Source organism: Actinomycetospora callitridis, assembly GCF_028737265.1.
Classification (GTDB): Bacteria; Actinomycetota; Actinomycetes; order Mycobacteriales; family Pseudonocardiaceae; genus Actinomycetospora; species Actinomycetospora callitridis.
On sequence record NZ_JAQZAK010000001.1, the window covers coordinates 148,417 to 167,539 of the forward strand.

Below are 19,123 nucleotides of genomic sequence, written 5' to 3' on the forward strand. Positions count from 1 at the left end.
TGCGCGAGCCACCTACGTTCGCAACCGTCGCCGCCCGGTGTGGACGGCGACGTCGTCGTGCGCATCGAGGAGAACCCTGTGACCACTGCCGGTGCCGTCGCCCGCGCCAAGGCCACCGCCGTCCCCGCGTCGGAGACCCTGCCCTGGCTGATCAGTGCCGTCCTCGTCGGACTGGCGCTCTACTTCTTCATCGGCATCGACCAGGGCGCCGTCTCGGTCTTCGGCGACACGAGCTACGTCCACGAGCTCGTCCACGACGCCCGTCACTTCCTCGGCTTCCCCTGCCACTGAGTCCGGCTCGGTCGGCACCGGAGTCCCGAGGGAGGAGAGGGTCCTGATGGAGGCACGCTCGTTCGTGCTCCGTGGCGTCATCGCCGGCGGCGTTGCCGGGCTCGTCGCCTGGCTGTTCGCGCTCGTGTTCGCCGAGCCGCAGATCAACGCCGCGATCGCCTACGAGGAGGGTCGCGGCGAGGCCGAGGAGGCCCTGGCCGTCGCGGGCGGGGCGGCCCCGGCCGGCGGTGGCGAGGAGGAGATCGTCAGCCGTGGCGTCCAGGCCACCCTCGGGGTCGGCATCGGGATGGTCGGCATCGGGATCGCCGTCGGCCTGCTGTTCGCCGTCGCGTACACGCTGCTGCACGGCCGGGTGGCCCTGCGGCCGCGGGTGCTCGCGCTCCTGGTGGCCGGCGCCGGCTTCCTGACGATCTACGCGACGCCGTTCGTCAAGTACCCGGCCAGCCCGCCGGCGGTGGGCAGCGACGAGACCATCGGCGACCGCACCGCGCTGTACCTGGTGATGGTGATCGGCTCGCTGGTGTTCCTCGCCGCCGCGGTCGCCGTCACCCGGCTGCTGCGGGAGCGCCTCGGGACGTGGAACGCCGTCCTGGTCGGCGGTGTCGTGTACGTCGCCCTCGCGGGGATCCTGATGTCGGTGCTGCCGGGTCTCGGCGAGCTGACGATCAACGTCGTCGAGAGCGGCCCGCGGGTCACCGAGACGCCACTGCCGCTGCGGGACGCCTCGGGGGCGATCCTCTACCCGGGCTTCGACGCCGACGTCCTCTACCACTTCCGCGTCGCGTCCTTCACTGCGCAGGCGCTGCTGTGGGGCGTCCTCGGTCTCGTGTTCGGCGGCCTGGTGGAGCGCCGGCTCGCCAAGAACGAGACCGCCGGCCGGGCCCCGGAGGCCTCCGCGGTCTGAGTCGAGCCGTTCGACCCGTCGGCCCCGGCCCTCGCCCCGCGCGAGGTCCGGGGCCGACGTCGTCCACGCAGGAGGCGCTAGCCGAACGCGCGGACCACGCCCGCGACGGACGCGCACACGATGAACCCCAGCGCGATCGGCAGGAGCGTCGCCACGGCCGTCCAGCGGGCGCTGCGGGTCTCCTTCCAGATCGTCAGCACCGTCGTGCTGCAGGGGTTGTGCAGCAGGGTGAACAGCATGAGGTTCACGGCGGTGAGCAGCGTCCAGCCGCCGGTGGTGACGAGCACGGAGCCGACGGCGGCGTCGTCGCCCAGCTCGAGCATCACGCCGGGCGCCGCGCCGACGGTGTTCGCGCCGAGCGTCAGGGTCAGCATGATGATCGTCGGGATGATGATCTCGTTGGCGGGCACGGCCACGAGGTAGGCCAGCAGGATCACGCCGTTGAGGCCCAGCACCCAGCCGAGCGGCTCGAGGGCGTTCACGAGGTGCGCGGCGAGGCTCGCGTCGCCGAGGTGGACGTTGCCGATCAGCCAGATCACCGCGCCGGCCGGCGCCGCCATCATCAGCGCGCGCTTCAGGACCTTGAGCGTGCGGTCGACGATGCTGGTCCAGAGCGTGCGCCAGAGCTGCGGCGGCCGGTAGGGCGGCAGCTCCAGGGAGTACACCGAGCTCTCGCCGCGCAGCACCGTGCGCGAGAGCGTCCACGACACCGCGAGCGTGACGCCGATGCCGAGGATGACGACGGCGACGACGCTGCCGGCCGCGACGAGCCCCGCGAGCCCCGGCGGCACCACGGCCCCGACGAAGATCGTCCCCATCAGGATCAGGGTCGGCCAGCGTCCGTTGCAGATGCTGAAGTTGTTGGTGATGATCGCGATCAGCCGCTCGCGGCGGCTGTCGATGATCCGCGTCGCGGTGACGCCGGCGGCGTTGCAGCCGTAGCCCATCATCATCGTGAGCGCCTGCTTGCCGTGCGCCCCGGACCGCGCGAAGAGCCGGTCGAGGTTGAACGCGACGCGCGGCAGGTAGCCGAAGTCCTCGAGCAGCGTGAACAGCGGGAAGAAGATCGCCATCGGCGGCAGCATCACCGCGACCACCCACGCGGTGGCGAGGTAGACGCCGTCGACGAGCAGACCGGTGACGAACGCCGGCGCCCCGGCCGCGACGAAGACGTCGCGCAGCCAGGCGTGGCCGTTCTCGACCAGCAGGACGTAGAGAAGGTCCGAGGGCACCGCCGCGCCGGCGATGGTGAACCAGAAGACGCCGAAGAACAGGACGCCCATGGCGACGAAGCCCCACACGCGGTGGGTGAGGATGCGGTCGAGCGCCCGGTCGAGGGTGAGGCGCGCGCGGGCGTCGTCGCGGTCGACGCTGGTGGACGCGAGCCGGGCGGCGTCGGTGTAGAGGGACTCGACGACGCGGTCGCCGACGTCGTCGGGCAGCGCGCGGCGCAGCCGGGCCGCCTCGTCGAGGAGGTCGCTGCTCATCCCGCGCGCTCCACGGGGGCCGCCGGGGTGGCCAGCTCGCCGAGCGTCCCGTCGCGGACCGCGGCCTCGATGCCCGGGTCGCCCTCGAGCAGGCGCAGGGCCACCCACCGGGCGTTGGGCACGCCGGGGAACTGTCCGGCGACGCGGCCGGCGAGGTCGGCCACCGCCTCCTCCAGCGCCGGGTCCTTGTGCACGAGGCGCAGGGGCGCCGGCGCGTCCCGGGTGCCCGCGACCTGCGCGATCGCCGCGAGCAGCTCCGGGATGCCCTCGTTGCGGCGCGCGGCCATCGGGACGACGGGGACGCCGAGCTCGCGGGTCAGGTGCCGGGCGTCGACCGTGAGGCCGTGGCGTCGCGCCTCGTCGACGAGGTTCAGGGCGACGACGACGCGTCCGGTGATCTGGCGGATCTGCAGCACCAGCGGGAGGTTGCGCTCGAGGCGCGTCGCGTCGACGACCACCACGACGACGTCGGGCCGCCCGAAGAGCAGCGCGTCGCGGGCGACGTCCTCGTCGGCGCTGGTGGACAGCAGCGAGTAGGTGCCGGGCAGGTCGACGATCCGGTAGCGGGCACCGCCGTAGGTGAAGCCGCCCTCGGCGCGCGCCACCGTCTTGCCCGACCAGTTGCCGACGTGCTGGCGCAGGCCGGTCAGCGCGTTGAAGACGGTGCTCTTGCCGGTGTTCGGGTTGCCCGCGAGGGCGACGACGTGGTCGTGGCGTCCCGGCGCGAGCCCGAGCCGGGCGAGCCGGGCCCCGCCGCTCGACAGCGCGCAGGAGGCGCAGCCCGGGGCCGCGTCGTGGGAGTCGTGGGTGTCCTGCGCCGGGCGGGGCCGCGGCGTCGGGAGGTCCTCGGTGCCCCCTCCCGGGCCGCCCACGGTCAGCGGTCCTCGAGCTCGACGTGCACCGTGCGGGCCTGGTGGCCGCGGAGCACCACGAGGGTGCCGCGCACCTCGTAGGCCGTGGGGTCGCCCAGCGGGCTGCGGAGCTCGGCGCTGATCGAGACCCCGGGCAGCAGGCCGAGGTCCATGAGCCGGCGGCGCTCGGCGCCCCGGGTGTCCAGGGCGGTCACCACACCACGCCGGTCGCGAGGCATCTCGTCGAGCGTCATGCCACCACCTCGGGGTCCGGCGGCGACTTCGCCGCGCTGGAGACTGAAAGTTCGGCTGGCCGAACTCTACGTCGCCTGCGCCCGGTGGAACACCCCTTCGACGACATCGTCGACCCACAACGAGTCGGCGAGCTCCGGCCCGAGGTCGATCTCGCGTCCGGCGTCCGCCGCCGTCCCGTCCGAGACCCGCACCAGGAAAGGTCCGCCGAACGGGCGGCGGGAGACGAGCTCCAGGCGCACCTCGAGCGCGATCGACTGCTCGCGCAGCCAGGTGAGCATCGCGGGCTCGGTGTCGTCGACGCGGACGAGCCGGCCGTGGTCGCCGGGCTCGAGCGTGGCGAACCGGCGGCCGGAGAAGGTGGCGACGGTGCCGTCGGCGGCCGGGATCGGATCGCCGTGCGGGTCGAAGCGCGGGTGGCCCAGCCGGGCGTCCATGCGGTCGAGCAGCGTCGGCGACACGTGGTGCTCGAGCACCTCGGCCTCGTCGTGCACCTCGTCCCAGCCGTAGCCCAGCTCGCGGACGAGGTAGGTCTCGAGGAGCCGGTGCCGGCGCAGGACGTCCAGCGCGGCGCTCGTGCCGTCGGCGGTGAGCCGCACCCCGCCGTAGGGCCGGTGCTCGATGAACCCCTGCTCGGCCAGCTTGCGCAGCATGCCCGAGACGGAGGACGCGCCGACCCCGAGACGCCGGGCGAGGCCGGTCGTCGTGGCCGGGCCCTCGCCGCGCTCGTCGCAGGCGTAGATGGCCTTGATGTAGTCGTCGACCGCCACCGTGCGCTGCGCGGCCGGTCCGGTCATGCCCTGAGCGTAGCCGGGGGCGGCGCGGTTCAGAGGGTCGCTCATTGCCGTCACCGCGCCGTCACAGGCCCCGCCTGCCCTCGGACCAGTGCGCCTTGGTGGCCACGGCGCGCCGGGGGAGGCCGAACTCGGTGCGGATCCGGCGGCGGAGCAGGTCGATCGTCCCGACGTGCCCGGCGAGGCAGGCCTGCTCGGGCGGGGGCTCGTTCTCGCGGACGAGGTCGTCGGCGTGCACGCCGAGCCAGGAGTCGAGCGCGCTGCCGGGGGCGGCCCCGGTGACGACGACAGCGAGGCTCGGGACGAGGGCGGCGGCCGCGGCGACGTCCTCGGCGGGCACCTCCACCGCGCCGCTCGCGTCGCGCGAGGTCGGCATCAGCGCGGCGAACAGCCCGAGGGCGGTGGCGTCGCCGAGGAAGAGCTCGCGGCGGTCGGGCTCACGACGCAGGCCGCCGCCGGGGCCCATCACGCCGACCTCGGAGCCGACGCCCAGCCCGGCGAGCCACGCCGTCCCCGGCGCGTCCCCGTGGCGGACGAACACGACGTCGAACCGCCCGCTGTCGGGATCGACGTCGGCGGGGGTGTAGTGCCGGAACTCGCGGTCGCCGACCCGGAACTCGACCTCCTGGCCGCGGACCCAGGAGCGTCCCCGCCAGGGCGGACCGGCGAACCCGACCCGGACCAGGCCGGGGGAGAGCTCGGTGATCTCGACGACGGTCGCGGGCCGTCCGAACCAGCGCTCGGCGCGGGCGGCGAGGGGAGCGGGGAGCGAGGGCACGTAGGTGAGGCTAGCCTTACTTGCTGGTCGCCGACAGCTATCCTCGCGTGTCATGGGTGACGTGCTGGACCGGGCCCGGGACGTGGCTGCCGACGTGCTGCTCCCCGCGGCCGACGAGGTCGACGCGACCGCGACGATCCCGGAGGGCCACTTCCGCGCCCTGGCCGACGCCGGGCTCTACGGGCTGGCGGCCCCGCCCGAGCTCGGCGGGCCGGACGTCGGGTTCGAGGACTTCCTCGGCATCGTCGAGACCCTCGCCGGCGCCTGCCTCGCCACGACCTTCACGTGGATGCAGCACCACGGCGTGGTGCGCGGGCTGGCCGGCACCACGAACGCCGCCCTGCGCGAGCGCCACCTCGCCGGCGCCGTGCGGGGCACAACCCGCTGCGGGGTGGCCTTCGCCGGCGCGATCCCGCAGCCGCCGAAGCTGTGGGCGACGCGGGTGGACGGCGGCTGGCGGCTCGACGGCGTGGCGCCGCTGGTCACCGGCTGGGGCATCGTCGACCTGCTGCTGGTCTCCGCCCGGGACGCGGCGACGGCCGACGCCCACGACGACGAGGCCGAGGACGACGCCGACGACCGGGCCCGCGTGGTGTCCGTCCTCGTCCCCGCGCGGCCCGCCCCCGGCGTCACCGTGCACCCCCTCGACCTCGCCGCGGCCGACGGGAGCCGGACCGTCCGCCTCGACGTCGACGGCTGGTCGGTGGGCGACGACGCGGTGGTGGCGACGCCCACGCGCGCCGAGTTCCTCGCGGCCCGCCACGCCGGCGCGCGGGTCAACGGCTGCCTCGCGCTGGGGGTGGCCCGGCGGTGCGCCGCGCTCGTCGAGGAGGCCGGCGAGCCGGGGGTCGCGGAGGCGCTGCGCAAGGCTCTCGACGCCGCACGGGACGACCTCGACGCGGGGCTCGCCGACGCCGCCCGCCTGCCGGCCGCGCGCGCCGCCGCCTCGGAGCTGGCGGTGCGCGCGGCCGCGACGCTGACTGTCGCGGTGGGCAGCCGCGCGATCGTCGGGCGCCACCCGGCCCGGCGGCTGGCCCGCGAGGCGGCGTTCACCCTCGTCGCCGCCGGCCGTCCCGAGATCCGCGCCGAGCTGCTGGGTGCGCTACCGCGCACGTGAGCACTTCGAAGTGCTCCGGTACCTCGAAGTGCTCACATGCCGCAGGCACACGACGACCCCCCGGCCCGAGGGCTCGAGGGGTCGTCGCGCGCCGCGCGGCGGACGCTTGTCGGAACGATCACCGCGCGAGATCGGGGGTGTCAGACGATCGAGACGCCCTGCGCCTTCTCGTAGCGCTGGGCGGCGTCGGCCCAGTTCACGACGTTCCACCAGGCCTTGACGTAGTCCGGCTTGACGTTCAGGTAGTCCAGGTAGAAGGCGTGCTCCCACATGTCGAGCATGACCACCGGGACGATGCCCAGCGGCACGTTCGCCTGCTGGTCGTAGAGCTGGAAGATGCGCAGCTTCTGCGCCAGCGTGTCCACGCCGAGGATCGCCCAGCCCGAGCCCTGGATGCTCGTGGCCACCGAGGTGAAGTGCTTCTGGAAGAGGTCGAACGACCCGAAGTCGCGGTCGATCGCCGAGGCGAGCTCACCGGTCGGCTTGTCGCCGCCGTCCGGGCTGAGGTTGTGCCAGAACACCGAGTGGTTGATGTGCCCGCCGTAGTTGAAGGCGAGGTTCTTCTCCCACAGCAGCGCCGTCGTGCCGATCGTGTCCTGCTCGCGGGCCTCCGCGAGGGCGTCGATCGCCGTGTTCAGCCCGGTGACGTAGGTGTTGTGGTGCTTGTCGTGGTGCAGCTCCATGATCTTGCCCGAGATGTGCGGCTCGAGGGCGCCGTAGTCGTAGGGCAGATCGGGGAGCGTGTACTCCGCCATGCGTGTCTCCGAACGGTCAACTGATGCGACTCGGTGAGAGCCACTCTGATGTTGTTGCCGATCTCAGGCAACTTCAACCGTGTCGCCGACCGCGATCTCGATCAGCACGCGTCACCGGCGCTTCAGCGCACCCGTGACCGCGGTGGCCAGCAGCTCGTCCAGCGCGATCCCGCCCGCGGCGGCCATGACGGCGAGGACGCTGGAGGGCGCGAAGGAGCAGTAGAGGCTCGCCTCGAGGAACACCGGACGCCCCGTGGGGTCGATGCGGAAGTCGAACAGCGAGTGGTCCCGGCACCCGAGCGCCACGTGGCAGCGGCGCGCGGCGTCCCACACCCGGGCGGTCACAGGGTCCTCGGGGTCGACGATCACGACGTCCGGGTCGTCCTTGGCGACGAGCCGCAGACCGGTGTCGGAGGGCGCGAGCTTGTCGTCGTAGGAGCGGACGGGCCGGGTCGTCCCGTCGAGGAGGTACTCCTCCAGCGGCAGGCCGACGAGCTCGCCGTCCCGCTCCACCAGCCCGCAGCGCACCTCGCGCCCGAGCGGCACGAACTCCTCGACCAGGACCTCCGAGGAGTGCGCGAACGCGTCGTGGAGGGCGCCGGGAAAGCCGTCCGCGGTGCGCACCAACGTCACCCCGAGCGAGTTGTCGGCGTCCGCAGGCTTCACCACGGCGGGCGGCGCGACGGTCGGCCGGTCCCCGCGCCGCAGGACCTCACCGGCCGGGACGTCGACGCCCGCCGCGGCGACCATCGCCTTGGCCGCGGCCTTGCGCGCACCGATCGCCATGACCTCGCCGGTATTGCCGACGACGGGCACGCCCAGCACCTCGAACAGCGAGCGGTAGGACGTCATGCCGGGCCGGCAGAACATCTGGGGGAGCACGACGTCGAGGCCGAGGACGCCCAGGTGGGCGAGGGCGTCGGCCGGCTCGAAGGGCGTCGCGGCGGCGATCACGTCGGCGTCGAAGGACGCCGGGAAGCGCCACCGGCCGTCGGGGGAGACGACGGCGGGGTGGGCCTCGTAGCGCTGCGGGTCGGCGGTGGCCGCGAGGCAGCCGCGGGCGTAGGTCAGCGAGAGGTCGGCGTGGAAGTCGCTCACGGCGGACCCGGCGAGGTGCAGCACGCGCAGGGCGGTCACGTCAGTCCCCCGCCGGCTCGACGAGCTTGCCGATGTTGACGTCCACGCGGATCCACGGCCGGCCGGTGACGAGGTTGCGCAGCAGCAGCGACGGGATCTGCAGGTGGTGGAGCAGCAGGAACGGCAGCGGATCGTCCCGGTCGAAGACGGCGTCGGTGCCGCGCCGGATCGCGTCGAGGCGCTCGAGGGCCGTCGACGGACGCGAGATCATCCGCCACAGCTCGTGGTAGAGCCAGTAGGTCGGGCGGCTGTCCGGGCGAGGCGTCAGCGGGCCCTCGTCGGGGTCCAGGTCGTCGAGGTAGGCCCGGGCGAGGGCCTCGGCGTCGCGGTGGAACATCGTGATCGCCGAGTGCGTCCGCGGGTTGCACTCGAGAGCGACGAGGTCGCCCTCCGGGGTCTCGATGAAGTCGAACGACAGCTGCCCGCTGACGCGCAGCGCCCCGACGAAGCGGCGCACCCACTCCTCGATCTCCGGCTTGTCGACCATCGCGTAGTTGAGCTGGAACGCCGACGACTCGCAGCACGCCCAGACCTGCACGCGGCCGTCCCGCACGGTGCTGTGGGTGCAGTACTCCCGGCCCGGGGTGAACTCCTGGAGGATCCAGGGCGTGTCCGCGGACATCGGCTTCGACCGGGCGAACTCCTCGGTCTCGGCCACCGTGGGGCGCGGGAGCGTCGTGAGGTCGAGCCGCGCGACCGGGTCGTACGGGACGCTCTTGAGGATCCAGGGCCCGGGCTGCGCGTCGAAGTCGAAGTCCTCGACCTGCTTCGCCGCGGTCACCCGGTGGGTCTCGGGGACGGGCAGGCCGAGCGTGTCGGCGGCCTCGGCGAAGCGGTCCTTGTCGTCGAGGATGCGCAGCACCTCGGGGTCGGGGTGCAGCACCTCGCAGAACTCGGCGAGCACCGGCTTCGCCAGCGAGTCGTACCGACTCGCCGCCGGGCTGCAGACCGGCACCCACACGTCGACGCCCTCGGCGACCACGACGTCGCGCAGCGCCTCGACGTAGCCGGGCGCGCCGGGCTCCGGCACCACATGGAAGGCGTCGACCGCCCGCGAGAAGCGGTGCCCGGTGAACCGGTACTTCGCCGACTCGACCAGCACCACCCGGTGGCCCGCGGCGTGGAACGCACGCGCCAGCGCCAGGGCCTTGGTCATCTTGCCGCCGCTGACGAGCACGGTGCGCGGGTCGACGGCCACCGTGCGCCGCGGCGGGACCAGCAGCGAGCGCACCAGCGCCGCCCCCGTGGCCGCGAGCGTCACCGGGAGCGGGACGGTCAGCAGGGCGAGCGCGCCGAGGGTCTTCGGGGCGTGGGTGAGGACGCTGCGCAGGGTCACGGGGCCACCACCGTCTCGCGGTGCAGGACGCGGTCGTGGTCCCAGAGGACGACGTCGCCCGGGCGCCAGGTGTGCCGGTAGGCGGTGTCCGCGGCCGTGGCGTGCTCGTACAGGAAGCCGATCGTCGTCCGCGACGCGCCGCCGTCCATCCCGCTGATCTCCGCGCCGCGCTCGGGCGCGACGAGGTGCAGCGCGGTGCGCCCGGTGTCCGGGTGCCGCCGGAATAGCGGGTGCTCGGCGCCGGCCCGATCGGTGATGGTGCGGCCCGCGAGGTGCATGCGGATGTCCGACGACAGGGTCTCGTAGGCGCGGTACCGGTCGCCGAAGAGCGCCTCGCCCCCGCGTTCCGGCGCGGCCAGGACGTCCCCGACGCGGCGCCGGAGCACCGCGAGGCCGTCGTCGTCGAGCCCCTCCTGGCCGGACACGACGACGACGCCGTGCTCGGCGAGCAGGGTGCGCAGCTCGTCGATCCGGGCGTCGTCGGCCGTGGCGAGGTCGAGGCCGGTGACCTCGACGCCGATCGGCTGCAGTGCGGTGGTCGGCACGGTGCTCCTCACCCGCTCCGGCGGATCAGGGTCAGGCCGTCGCGCAGCGGCAGGAGCACCTGCTCGACGCGCGGGTCGGCGGCGACGGTGTCGTTGAACCCGGCGATGGCGTCCCCGTTCGCGCCGCGGTCCCCGGAGACCCACGGCGCGCCCTGCATGAGCGTGTTGTCGACCGCGACCAGGCCGTGCGGGGCGAGCAGCCCCGTGTCGAGGAGCGTCGCGAGGTAGCCCGCGTAGCCCGCCTTGTCAGCGTCGACGAACACGAGGTCGAACTCCTCGCCGGCCGCGGCCAGCGCGGCGAGGGTGTCGGCGGCCGGCCCGACCTCGACGGTGATGCGCCCGCCGGCCGGGGACTCCGAGAACGCCCGCCGGGCGAGGTCGGCGACCCCGGCGTCGAGCTCGCACGCCACCAGCCGCCCGTCGACGGGCAGGGCCTCGGCCATGGCGAGCGCCGAGTACCCGGTGAACAGGCCGATCTCCAGCACCCGCCGGGCCCGCGTGGCGCCGACCAGCATCTTCAGCGCCTGCCCCTCGACGTGCCCCGAGAGCATCTCCTGCTCGAGGAACACCGCCCCGGGGTCGCGCCCCGCCCAGTCGTGCTCGTGCGTCACCGCGGCGAGCCGGGCGAGCGCGGACGACTCCGGCGTGGTGCAGCGCTCGAGGTACGGGTCGAGCCCGCCGGCGAGCTCCTGCGCCCGGCGCAGGTCGGCGCGGACGTCGTCGGGCACGTCCGCCACGCCGTCGAGACCGCCGGCGATCCGGTCGAGCGTGGCGGCGAGGATGCCGACCGGGGTCACCGGCCGGGGACCGGACGTGCGGGCCGGCGCACTCATCGCCGGAACGGGTCCACACCCGCGCCCGCGCGGGGGTGGCCGGCCACCAGGGCGCGGTGCGCGACGAGCGTCTCCTCGAGCTCGTCGGCGCCCAGGTCGTTGACGAAGTGCGTCGTCCCGATCGGGCGCGGGACCGCGGCGCGCAGCTTGCCGTCGCGGGTCTGCAGGATCGAGTCGGTGCCCTTGGCCAGCACCTCCGGGGTCAGCAGGGGGCTGTCGAGGGAGAGCCCGAGGCGGCTCATCAGCCCGAGGATCCGGTCGCGGGCCGACTCGGTGATGTAGCCGCGGCGCTGCGCGAGCGTGGTCGAGAGCGCCATGTCGACGCTGATCGCGTGCCCGTGGAAGAAGGGCTCGTCGCCGGAGAGCTCGAGCGTCGGGCTCCAGGTGTGGCCGAAGGCGATGACGCGGTCGAGGTCGAGCTCCTGGAGGTTCGGCACCTCGAGGCGCAGCATCGTCTCGATGGCGTCGTAGGTCAGCCGGTGCGTGACCTCGCGCAGCTCCGGCGAGCCGTCCCGGTGCCCGAAACCGGTCGCCAGCAGGTCCTCGCCGTACTTCTCGAGCAGCTCGAAGATGCTCTCGTTGCCCACCACGGCGATCTTGATGAGCTCGGCCATGCCGTTGCGCACCTGCTCGACGGGCAGGCTCGGGAGGAACGAGAAGTCGAGCAGCACCTGGCGCGACGCGTGGAAGGCCCCGAGCCGGTTCTTCGCCTTGCCGTGGTTCACCGCGACCTTGATCGCGACGCTGGCGTCGACGAGCCCGATGAGCGTGGTCGGGATGCGGATGTAGTCGGTGGAGCGCCGGAAGATCGAGCACGCGAAGCCGGCGACGTCGGTGGTCAGGCCACCGCCGACGACGAGCACGGGCTCGGTACGGACCAGCCCGAAGTCGCCGAACGCGTCGACGATGCGCTCCGCGGTGCGCAGGGTCTTGTCGGCCTCGTCGATCGCGATGGCGAAGACGGTGAGGTCGATGCCGTGGTGGTCGAAGTAGGCGGCCATCGCGTCGCCGTGCAGCTCGGCCACGGTCGCGTCCACGACGGCGAGGCAGCGGCCGTAGGGACGGTAGGCGTCCGCCAGGCCGGTGTTCTCCGGCGCGAACACGCCGTCGACGAGGGTGAGCGAGTAGTCGATCTTCTGGTAACCCTCGACGTGGAAGGCGGTGTCGGTGGCCGTGAGTGTCGGCTGGGCGGTCATGGGCGCGGTCTCCCGAAACTGGTTGAACGGGGTGATGTGGGCGTGCGCCATCGGACCGCCAGGTGGCCGGCGGTCGACGGGTGGTGCGGAGAGGGGCTGCTAGGCCGCGGTGAGGGAGGTGAGGTCGTCGACGGTCAGACGGTCGAGACGGCGCGCCGCCCCGGGGAACTCGCCGCCGGCGGTGTTCTCGTTCGGGAAGGCGACGCAGGTGACCCCGGCCGCGGCGGCGGCGCGGACGCCGTCGGCGTTGTCCTCGATGGCCACGGCGGCGCCGGCGTCCTCACCGAGGGTCGTCAGCGCGAGGGCGTAGGCGGCGGGGTCGGGCTTGGGGGTGTCGACCTGGTCGGAGGCGACGACGACGTCGAAGTCCTCGGGACGGATCGTCGCCTGCAGCCCGTCGAGCAGGGCGAGGACGTTGTCGCGGGACGTCGTCGTGACGAACCCGGTCTTCCAGCCCTGGCTCTTGGCCGCGCGCAGCGCATCGAGCACGCCGGGGCGGGGTGCCGGAGCCTGCGTGCGCAGCTTCTCCCGGAAGATGCGCGACTTCGTGGCGTGCACCGCGGCGGCGTCGACGTCCTCGCCACGGGCCGTCGCCTCGTCGGCGATGCGGGCCTCGCCGCCCGCCTTCCCGAGACGGGAGCGGTAGTCGTCGCGGTCCCAGTGCCAGTCCAGGCCGTGCTCGGCGAAGGCCTCGTTGAAGGCCTCGCGCTGGAGTTCGGAGGAGTCGGCGACGCTGCTGATCGAGCCGAAGAGGAGTGCGGTCACCGGGGTGTCCCTTTCGATGCGGACGCGCAGGGTTGGGCGCCGCGAGGGGGGTGACCACGGGGGGACGGCCGAAACGTGCTCCTCGGCGGGGGCGACGGGCCCGCTCGGGGCGGGACCCGTCGCGCGCCTCCGCTCAGGCGGCGGACGTGCTCCCGGTCGGCAGGGCGTCCTGGATCGCGCGCAGCTCCTGCGCGACGGTGACGAGGCCGTCGGCGTTCACGCGCCGCAGCTCCTCGAGGACCTGCTCGAGCAGGGTGTTCGTGGTCTCCAGGGCCTCGCGCAGGGGCGCGGTACCGGCGATGTCGCCCAGCATGGGTCGTCCTCCTTCAGTAGGAGGTACCGACAGTACCCGATACCGGTGGTACCGCGTGTCCGACGTCGCCCGGCTCACTCCTGGCGGTAGGTCTCCAGGAACCTCCCGATCCGCGTGATCGCGTCGTCGAGGGTCTCGGCGTGGGGGAGGGTGAGGATCCGGAAGTGGTCGGGCGTGGGCCAGTTGAAGCCCGTGCCCTGCACGACCTGGATCTTCTCCTCGCGCAGCAGGTCGAGCACGAACTGCTCGTCGTCCTTGATCGGGTAGCGCTCGGGGTCGAGGCGCGGGAACGCGTAGAGCGCGCCGCGGGGCTTGACGCAGGAGACGCCGGGGATGGCGTTGAGGCCCGTCCACGCCCGCTCGCGCTGCTCGTAGAGCCGCCCGCCCGGGGCGGTGAGGTCGCCGATCGTCTGGCGCCCGCCCAGCGCGGCCTGGATCGCGTACTGCGCCGGGGTGTTCGCGCACAGGCGCATCGAGGCCAGCATCGCCAGGCCCTCGAGGTAGTCGCGGGCGTGATGGCGCGGCCCGGTGACCACCAGCCAGCCCGACCGGAAGCCGGCGACGCGGTGGGTCTTCGAGAGCCCCGAGAACGTGAGCACGACGAGGTCCGGCGCGAGGGAGGCGATGTCGTGGTGCACCGCGTCGTCGTAGAGCACCTGGTCGTAGATCTCGTCGGCCATCACCATCAGCCCGTGCCGGCGCGCGAGGTCGAGCAGGCCCTCGAGGACCTCCTTCGAGTAGACCGCGCCGGTCGGGTTGTTCGGGTTGATGATCACCAGCGCCTTGGTGCGGTCGCTGATCTTCGCGGCGACGTCGTCGAGGTCGGGGAACCAGTCCGCCGACTCGTCGCAGCGGTAGTGCACGGCGCGCCCGCCGGCGAGCGTGGCCACCGCGGTCCACAACGGGTAGTCCGGCGCGGGCACGAGGACCTCGTCGCCGTCCTCCACCAGGGCCTGGACGGCCATCGAGATCAGCTCGGAGACGCCGTTGCCGAGGAAGACGTCGTCGACGTCGACGTCGAGCCCGCGCGCCTGGTAGCGCCCGGCGACCGCGCGCCGCGCGGGCAGCACGCCACGCGAGTCGGTGTAGCCGTGCGCCTGCGGGAGCATCCGGATCATGTCCTGGACGATCTCCTCGGGCGCCTCGAAGTCGAAGAGCGCCGGGTTGCCGGTGTTGAGGCGCAGGACGCTGTGCCCCGCCTCCTCCAGCAGGTTCGCCTGCTCGACCACCGGGCCGCGGATCTCGTAACAGACGTCGCGCAACTTGTTCGACTGCCGGAACTCCACCGCACTACCCCTCGCACACGACGCCGGCACGACTCCGTGCCGCGTGCCGGTCTACCAAACGAGGACGTGTGACGGGGGTCTCCGGTTGCTCAACTTTGTGGTTGAATAAGCGCCCATGACCGTGCTGCTGGTGGCGACGATGTCGCTCGACGGCTTCATCGCCCGACCCGACGACTCGGTGGGCCCGCTGTTCGACTGGTTCGGCGCCGGGACCGAGGAGGTGACCGCGGCCGACGAGGACCGCGTCTTCCGGACCACCGAGGCGAGCGCCACCTGGATCCGCGAGCAGTGGGGGAAGGTCCGCGCCGGCGTCTGCGGTCGGCACCTCTTCGACCACACCAACGGTTGGGACGGGCGCCCGCCGGCCGGCGACCACGTCGTCGTGCTGACGCACTCCGTGCCCACCGACTGGCCGTACCTCGACACCGCCCCGTTCACCTTCGTCACCGAGGGCGTCGAGGCCGCGGTGGCGACCGCGAAGGAGCTCGCGGGCGACGCCGACGTCACGGTGACGGCCGGGGACGTGGGCGGGCAGGCGCTGGCGGCCGGCCTCGTCGACGAGGTCGAGATCTCCCTGGTGCCCGTCGTGCTCGGGCGCGGGAAGCGCTTCTTCGGCGAGGACGCCCCCGAGGTCGTGCTCGAGGACCCCTACGTCTCGGTGCCGGGCCGCCGCGTCACGCACCTGCGCTACCGCGTTCCCCGGTAGACCGGCGCAGGCTCCCGGAGCGCATTGCGCGGGCCCTCAAAGTGTGTGCACTATGAGCCGCCCAGGGAAGGAGCCTGTCGATGACGACCCTCTCCGCGAGACCCGTCCCCGCCGCGTGGCCGTCGGTGCCGCGTGAGCTGCCGCGCACCATGTCGGCGGTCGTGTTCGACGCCTTCGGCCCGCCGGACGTGCTGCGCGTCGATACGGTGGACGTCCCGGAGGTGGGGCCCGGCGAGGTCCTCGTGCGGGTCGCGGCGGTGTGCGTCGGGCGCTTCCTCGACGTCTCCCTGCGCGCGGGCCGGCACCCCGTCATGCCGGAGCTGCCCCACGTCCTCGGGGTGGAGCACGCGGGCACGGTGGTCGCGGTCGGTCCAGGGGTCGAGACGGGCGTGAGCGAGATCGACGTCGGCCAGCACGTCGCCGTCTGGCCCGTGCTCGGCTGCGGCAACTGCGAAGCGTGCCTGTCGGGCAGCAAGGAGGCCTGCCCGACGCTGCGGATCGACGGCGTGCACTCCCGGGGCGCCTACGCCGAGTACACCGCGGTCGGCGCGGACGCGGTCTGGTCGCTGCCCGACGACCTGGACCCGGCGACCGCCGCGGGCGTCGCCCTCGCCGGGCCGGTCGCGATGAACCAGCTGCGCCAGGCGGGCCTGCGCACGGGCGACTGGGTGCTCGTGGCGGGCGCGGCGTCGGCCCTCGGGTCCACCACCGCCGAGCTCGCCCGCCACCTCGGTGCGCGCGTCATCGGCACCTCCCGAGCGGCCTGGAAGCGCGAGCGGCTCCTCGCGATGGGCCTCGAGGCGGCGCTCGACCCCACCGCCGAGGGCTTCGTCGACGAGGTCCGCGCGCTGACCGGCGGGGCCGGCGTCGCCGTGGCCGTCGACGACCTGGGCGACCCGGACATCTTCGCCCGCCTCACCGACGTCCTCGCCCCGCAGGGCGTGCTCGTCTCGTCCGGGGCGTTCCTCGGCGGGACGGTGCCGCTGAACCTGGCCCGGCTCTACACGCTCAACCAGCGGATCCTCGGTGTCCGCACGGGCAACGACGCGAGCGCCCTGGCGCTGTGGGCGGAGGTCGCGCGCGGGTTCCGGCCCGTCGTCGACCGCGCGTTCCCACTGGCGGAGGCGGCCGAGGCGCACCGGTTCCTCGAGGCCGACGACAACATGGGCCGGATCGTGCTGATCACGGGCCAGGCCTGAGTCCGAACAGAGCAGGGGAGGACGCGTGCGCGAGGCGCCGTGGATGCTCGTCACCCACCACCAGGGTGACGCGGCGAAGTCCGAGGTCGGCATCCGTGCCGGTGGGGTGATCCGCCGGGCGCCCGACGAGCTCGCCGGCCGGACGATGCTCGAGGTGCTGGGGGAGTGGGACACCCTGGCCCCGGTCCTGCGCGGCCTCGACCCCGACCGGCTCGCGCCCGTGGAGGGCGCCGTGCTGCTCGCGCCGCTGCTCTACCCGCCGAAGGTGCTCTGCGCGGGGGCGAACTACTACGCCCACCTCGCCGAGATGGGCGTGGACCGCCCTCCGGGCCCGGTCGAGCCGTACTTCTTCTTCAAGCCCCCGACGACGTCGGTGGTCGGGCCGGGCGAGCCGATCGTGCTGCCCCCGCGGGCCGGCCGGAAGATCGACTGGGAGGTCGAGCTCGCCGCCGTGATCGGCCGCCGGTGCGTCGACGTGCCGGTGGAGCACGCGCTCGACGTCGTCGCCGGCTGGACGGTCGTCAACGACGTCTCGTCGCGCGACCTGCTCGACCGCGCCGGCGCGATCGCGCCGCCGTTCGGGCACGACTGGGTCGGCGCCAAGGCCGGCGACACGTTCTGCCCCACGGGGCCGGGGATCGTGCCGTCGTGGATGGTCGACGACCCGCAGCGGGTGGCGTTGCGCCTGTCGGTCAACGGCGTGGTGAAGCAGGACTCGAGCACCACCGACATGGTGACCCCGATCGATCAGCTGATCGCCGCCGCGAGCCGGGCGGTGACCCTCGAGCCCGGCGACGTCATCGCCACCGGCACCCCGGCCGGGGTCGGCTTCCCCCGCGGCGAGTTCCTGGCGCCCGGCGACGAGACCGTCGCCGAGGTCGAGGGCGTCGGCGCGCTGCACAACCCCGTCATCGAACGAGAGGACAGGTCATGGGCACGGTGAACGTCTCGAAGCTCGGCTACGTCGGCTTCGAGACCCCGGACGTCGAGCGGCTCGTCGAGTACTACACGACGGTCCTGGACTTCGTGCTCGTCGAGGGCGACGACCGCGGGGCGTTCCTCACCACCGGCTCCGACCACCACTGCGTGGTCGTCACGAAGGGCGAGACCAAGGCCCGTCAGGTGGTCGGCTACGAGCTCTGGGAGGACCTGGACAGCGCCGAGCAGCGGCTCAAGGACGCCGGGTACGTCACCGAGCGGCGCAGCGACATCGGACCGGGCACGCCCGACGTCCTGGTGCTCGAGGAGCCGATGACCGGGGTCGCGCTGCACCTGGCGACCTCGCAGGACCCCAGCGGCGTCCAGGGCTTCACGCCCCTGCGCCCCACCAAGCTCGGCCACGTCGCGGCCTACACCCCCGAGCTGGCGACCATGCAGTCCTTCTACCAGGACCTGCTCGGCTTCCGGTGGTCGGACACCGTCGGCGACTTCTTCGTCTTCATGCGCTGCAACGCCGACCACCACGCGGCCAACTTCATGGCCAGCCAGAAGTACTCCGGCATGCACCACGTCGCCTACGAGATGCGCAGCCCCGACCACCTGATCTCGATGCTCGACCACCTCGCCAAGCACGGTTACCGGCTGCACTGGGGGCCGGGCCGCCACGGGCCGGGCCACAACCTGTTCACCTACCACCGCGACCCCGACGGCAACGTCATCGAGCTGTTCACCCAGATCGACGTCGTGGTCGACGAGGCCAAGGGCCACTGGGAACCGCGCCCCTGGCACGAGGAGTTCCCGATGTACCCGCGGACCTGGGAGGTCGACCTCGCCACGGTCAACCAGTGGGGGCCGATCGACCCGCCGAGTCTGGATCACTGACCGCTGCTCGACCGCCCAGCAGCAGCGCCAGCGCCCCGTCGACGCACGGTGTGCCGTGGCCCGGGGCGTGGCCGTCGACCACGCGCCGGGCCGTGCCGGCGAGGTGGCGCGCCATCTCGGCGACCGCGGCGTCGGGGTCGGCGTCGCGCACGGCGTCGAAGATCGCCTGGTGCTCGCGCTGCCGGGCCCCGAAGTCGGTCCGGTGCTGGGCCTGGTCGATGCGCACGTAGCGCTCGCTCTGCTCGGCGTACGAGTTGATGGTGCGCAGCACGGTCGCGCCGCAGCGCCCGACCAGCAGGCGGTGGAAGCCGCGGTGGGCGACGGTCCAGCTGGCCATGTCGCCGGCCCGGTAGGTGCGCTCCATCTCCTTGAACGCCGACGTCGCGCCCCGGATCTCCTCGCGGCTCAGCCGACCGGCGGTCAGGCGCGCGCCGAGCGACTCGAGCGTGATCCGGGCGGCGTAGAGCGAGTCCAGCTCCTCGGCGTCGAGCCCGAGGACGTGGCTGCGCTGGTTGGGCTCGGAGGAGATGAGCCCCTCCTCCTGCAGCATCCGGAACGCCTCGCGCAGCGGCGTGCGCGACACCGCGAGGACGCGCGCGAGCTCGGCCTGCTTGAGCTGGGTGCCGGGCGGCAGCGCGCCGGAGATGATCAGGTCGCGCAGGTACGCGTGCACGCTGACGCTCGTCTGGCGCGGGTCGTTGATGCGCAGCCCCGCCCGGCCCCCCAGGAGCTCGCCGATCGACACCGCCGGAGTGTA

General features: G+C 73.4%; 22 protein-coding genes. 7 read left to right on the forward strand and 15 right to left on the reverse strand.

Features of this window, described 5'->3' with window-relative positions; genetic code table 11:
• The first annotated feature begins 78 nt into the window (after window positions 1–78).
• Window positions 79–291, forward strand: a complete 213-nt coding sequence (locus tag PH191_RS00725; RefSeq protein ID WP_274192713.1) for a CbtB domain-containing protein — start codon at window positions 79–81, stop codon at window positions 289–291.
• A 46-nt stretch (window positions 292–337) separates the two neighbouring features.
• Window positions 338–1,195, forward strand: a complete 858-nt coding sequence (locus PH191_RS00730; protein ID WP_274192714.1) for a CbtA family protein — start codon at window positions 338–340, stop codon at window positions 1,193–1,195.
• Window positions 1,196–1,272: 77 nt separating this feature from the next.
• Here the strand turns inward: PH191_RS00730 and PH191_RS00735 are convergent, their stop codons facing one another.
• From PH191_RS00735 to PH191_RS00755, 5 genes are all read right to left on the reverse strand, one after another.
• Window positions 1,273–2,682, reverse strand: a complete 1,410-nt coding sequence (locus tag PH191_RS00735) for a nucleoside recognition domain-containing protein (RefSeq protein ID WP_274192715.1) — start codon at window positions 2,680–2,682, stop codon at window positions 1,273–1,275.
• Complete coding sequence (locus PH191_RS00740) at window positions 2,679–3,554, reverse strand: FeoB small GTPase domain-containing protein (protein ID WP_274192716.1); 876 nt, start codon at window positions 3,552–3,554, stop codon at window positions 2,679–2,681. The genes PH191_RS00735 and PH191_RS00740 overlap by 4 nt, the downstream gene beginning before the upstream one ends.
• A gap of 2 nt (window positions 3,555–3,556) precedes the next feature.
• Complete coding sequence (locus PH191_RS00745) at window positions 3,557–3,787, reverse strand: FeoA family protein (protein ID WP_274191114.1); 231 nt, start codon at window positions 3,785–3,787, stop codon at window positions 3,557–3,559.
• Between the two features lie 66 nt (window positions 3,788–3,853).
• A complete protein-coding gene (locus tag PH191_RS00750; protein WP_274192717.1) occupies window positions 3,854–4,582 on the reverse strand; it encodes a metal-dependent transcriptional regulator in 729 nt (242 codons plus the stop codon).
• Between the two features lie 61 nt (window positions 4,583–4,643).
• Window positions 4,644–5,357 (reverse strand): siderophore-interacting protein, encoded by a 714-nt coding sequence (locus PH191_RS00755; protein ID WP_274192718.1) that lies wholly within the window; start codon window positions 5,355–5,357, stop codon window positions 4,644–4,646.
• A 52-nt stretch (window positions 5,358–5,409) separates the two neighbouring features.
• Between PH191_RS00755 and PH191_RS00760 the strand changes: the two genes are divergently transcribed.
• The gene (locus tag PH191_RS00760) at window positions 5,410–6,474 is read left to right on the forward strand and encodes an acyl-CoA dehydrogenase family protein (RefSeq protein WP_274192719.1); all 1,065 of its coding nucleotides are present in this window, start codon (window positions 5,410–5,412) and stop codon (window positions 6,472–6,474) included.
• A gap of 140 nt (window positions 6,475–6,614) precedes the next feature.
• Here the strand turns inward: PH191_RS00760 and PH191_RS00765 are convergent, their stop codons facing one another.
• From PH191_RS00765 to PH191_RS00805, 9 genes are all read right to left on the reverse strand, one after another.
• Window positions 6,615–7,229: a superoxide dismutase gene (locus tag PH191_RS00765; protein ID WP_274192720.1), complete on the reverse strand. Its 615-nt coding sequence runs from the start codon at window positions 7,227–7,229 to the stop codon at window positions 6,615–6,617.
• Between the two features lie 111 nt (window positions 7,230–7,340).
• Entirely contained in the window at window positions 7,341–8,366 is a 1,026-nt protein-coding gene (locus tag PH191_RS00770; RefSeq protein ID WP_274192721.1) for a D-alanine--D-alanine ligase family protein, read from the reverse strand.
• Between the two features lies 1 nt (window position 8,367).
• On the reverse strand, window positions 8,368–9,702 hold the full coding sequence (locus PH191_RS00775) for an ATP-grasp domain-containing protein (protein ID WP_274192722.1): 1,335 nt from the start codon (window positions 9,700–9,702) through the stop codon (window positions 8,368–8,370).
• Window positions 9,699–10,247: a TauD/TfdA dioxygenase family protein gene (locus PH191_RS00780; protein ID WP_274192723.1), complete on the reverse strand. Its 549-nt coding sequence runs from the start codon at window positions 10,245–10,247 to the stop codon at window positions 9,699–9,701. Before PH191_RS00780 ends, PH191_RS00775 begins: the two co-directional genes overlap by 4 nt.
• A gap of 8 nt (window positions 10,248–10,255) precedes the next feature.
• A complete protein-coding gene (locus tag PH191_RS00785) occupies window positions 10,256–11,080 on the reverse strand; it encodes an O-methyltransferase (protein WP_274192724.1) in 825 nt (274 codons plus the stop codon).
• On the reverse strand, window positions 11,077–12,276 hold the full coding sequence (locus PH191_RS00790) for a sedoheptulose 7-phosphate cyclase (protein ID WP_274192725.1): 1,200 nt from the start codon (window positions 12,274–12,276) through the stop codon (window positions 11,077–11,079). The genes PH191_RS00785 and PH191_RS00790 overlap by 4 nt, the downstream gene beginning before the upstream one ends.
• Window positions 12,277–12,375: 99 nt before the next feature.
• Window positions 12,376–13,041, reverse strand: a complete 666-nt coding sequence (locus tag PH191_RS00795) for an HAD family hydrolase (protein WP_274192726.1) — start codon at window positions 13,039–13,041, stop codon at window positions 12,376–12,378.
• Window positions 13,042–13,174: 133 nt separating this feature from the next.
• Window positions 13,175–13,354 (reverse strand): hypothetical protein, encoded by a 180-nt coding sequence (locus tag PH191_RS00800; protein WP_274192727.1) that lies wholly within the window; start codon window positions 13,352–13,354, stop codon window positions 13,175–13,177.
• A gap of 74 nt (window positions 13,355–13,428) precedes the next feature.
• Window positions 13,429–14,640 carry a pyridoxal phosphate-dependent aminotransferase gene (locus PH191_RS00805; RefSeq protein ID WP_274192728.1) on the reverse strand — a complete coding sequence of 404 codons (1,212 nt, stop codon included), beginning with the start codon at window positions 14,638–14,640 and terminating at the stop codon, window positions 13,429–13,431.
• 115 nt (window positions 14,641–14,755) lie between these two features.
• On the opposite strand from PH191_RS00805, the gene PH191_RS00810 reads away from it, so the two are divergent.
• The 4 genes from PH191_RS00810 to PH191_RS00825 all read left to right on the forward strand — a co-directional run bounded on the left by PH191_RS00810 (window position 14,756) and on the right by PH191_RS00825 (window position 18,366).
• Entirely contained in the window at window positions 14,756–15,346 is a 591-nt protein-coding gene (locus PH191_RS00810) for a dihydrofolate reductase family protein (protein WP_274192729.1), read from the forward strand.
• Window positions 15,347–15,426: 80 nt separating this feature from the next.
• Window positions 15,427–16,545, forward strand: a complete 1,119-nt coding sequence (locus PH191_RS00815) for a quinone oxidoreductase family protein (protein WP_274192730.1) — start codon at window positions 15,427–15,429, stop codon at window positions 16,543–16,545.
• A 25-nt stretch (window positions 16,546–16,570) separates the two neighbouring features.
• The gene (locus tag PH191_RS00820; protein WP_274192731.1) at window positions 16,571–17,488 is read left to right on the forward strand and encodes a fumarylacetoacetate hydrolase family protein; all 918 of its coding nucleotides are present in this window, start codon (window positions 16,571–16,573) and stop codon (window positions 17,486–17,488) included.
• Complete coding sequence (locus tag PH191_RS00825) at window positions 17,476–18,366, forward strand: VOC family protein (RefSeq protein WP_274192732.1); 891 nt, start codon at window positions 17,476–17,478, stop codon at window positions 18,364–18,366. The genes PH191_RS00820 and PH191_RS00825 overlap by 13 nt, the downstream gene beginning before the upstream one ends.
• Here the strand turns inward: PH191_RS00825 and PH191_RS00830 are convergent.
• Window positions 18,323–19,111 carry a GntR family transcriptional regulator gene (locus PH191_RS00830; RefSeq protein WP_274192733.1) on the reverse strand — a complete coding sequence of 263 codons (789 nt, stop codon included), beginning with the start codon at window positions 19,109–19,111 and terminating at the stop codon, window positions 18,323–18,325. The genes PH191_RS00825 and PH191_RS00830 overlap by 44 nt on opposite strands.
• Window positions 19,112–19,123 lie beyond the last annotated feature (12 nt).

Excerpts from the sequence above, each read along its gene's own strand:
- PH191_RS00730 (WP_274192714.1), top strand. The coding sequence starts at position 338 with ATGGAGGCACGCTCGTTCGTGCTCCGTGGCGTCATCGCCGGCGGCGTT.
- PH191_RS00735 (WP_274192715.1), bottom strand. The coding sequence starts at position 2,682 with ATGAGCAGCGACCTCCTCGACGAGGCGGCCCGGCTGCGCCGCGCGCTG.
- PH191_RS00745 (WP_274191114.1), bottom strand. The coding sequence starts at position 3,787 with ATGACGCTCGACGAGATGCCTCGCGACCGGCGTGGTGTGGTGACCGCC.
- PH191_RS00750 (WP_274192717.1), bottom strand. The coding sequence starts at position 4,582 with ATGACCGGACCGGCCGCGCAGCGCACGGTGGCGGTCGACGACTACATC.
- PH191_RS00760 (WP_274192719.1), top strand. The coding sequence starts at position 5,410 with ATGGGTGACGTGCTGGACCGGGCCCGGGACGTGGCTGCCGACGTGCTG.
- PH191_RS00765 (WP_274192720.1), bottom strand. The coding sequence starts at position 7,229 with ATGGCGGAGTACACGCTCCCCGATCTGCCCTACGACTACGGCGCCCTC.
- PH191_RS00785 (WP_274192724.1), bottom strand. The coding sequence starts at position 11,080 with ATGAGTGCGCCGGCCCGCACGTCCGGTCCCCGGCCGGTGACCCCGGTC.
- PH191_RS00790 (WP_274192725.1), bottom strand. The coding sequence starts at position 12,276 with ATGACCGCCCAGCCGACACTCACGGCCACCGACACCGCCTTCCACGTC.
- PH191_RS00800 (WP_274192727.1), bottom strand. The coding sequence starts at position 13,354 with ATGCTGGGCGACATCGCCGGTACCGCGCCCCTGCGCGAGGCCCTGGAG.
- PH191_RS00810 (WP_274192729.1), top strand. The coding sequence starts at position 14,756 with ATGACCGTGCTGCTGGTGGCGACGATGTCGCTCGACGGCTTCATCGCC.
- PH191_RS00815 (WP_274192730.1), top strand. The coding sequence starts at position 15,427 with ATGACGACCCTCTCCGCGAGACCCGTCCCCGCCGCGTGGCCGTCGGTG.
- PH191_RS00825 (WP_274192732.1), top strand. The coding sequence starts at position 17,476 with ATGGGCACGGTGAACGTCTCGAAGCTCGGCTACGTCGGCTTCGAGACC.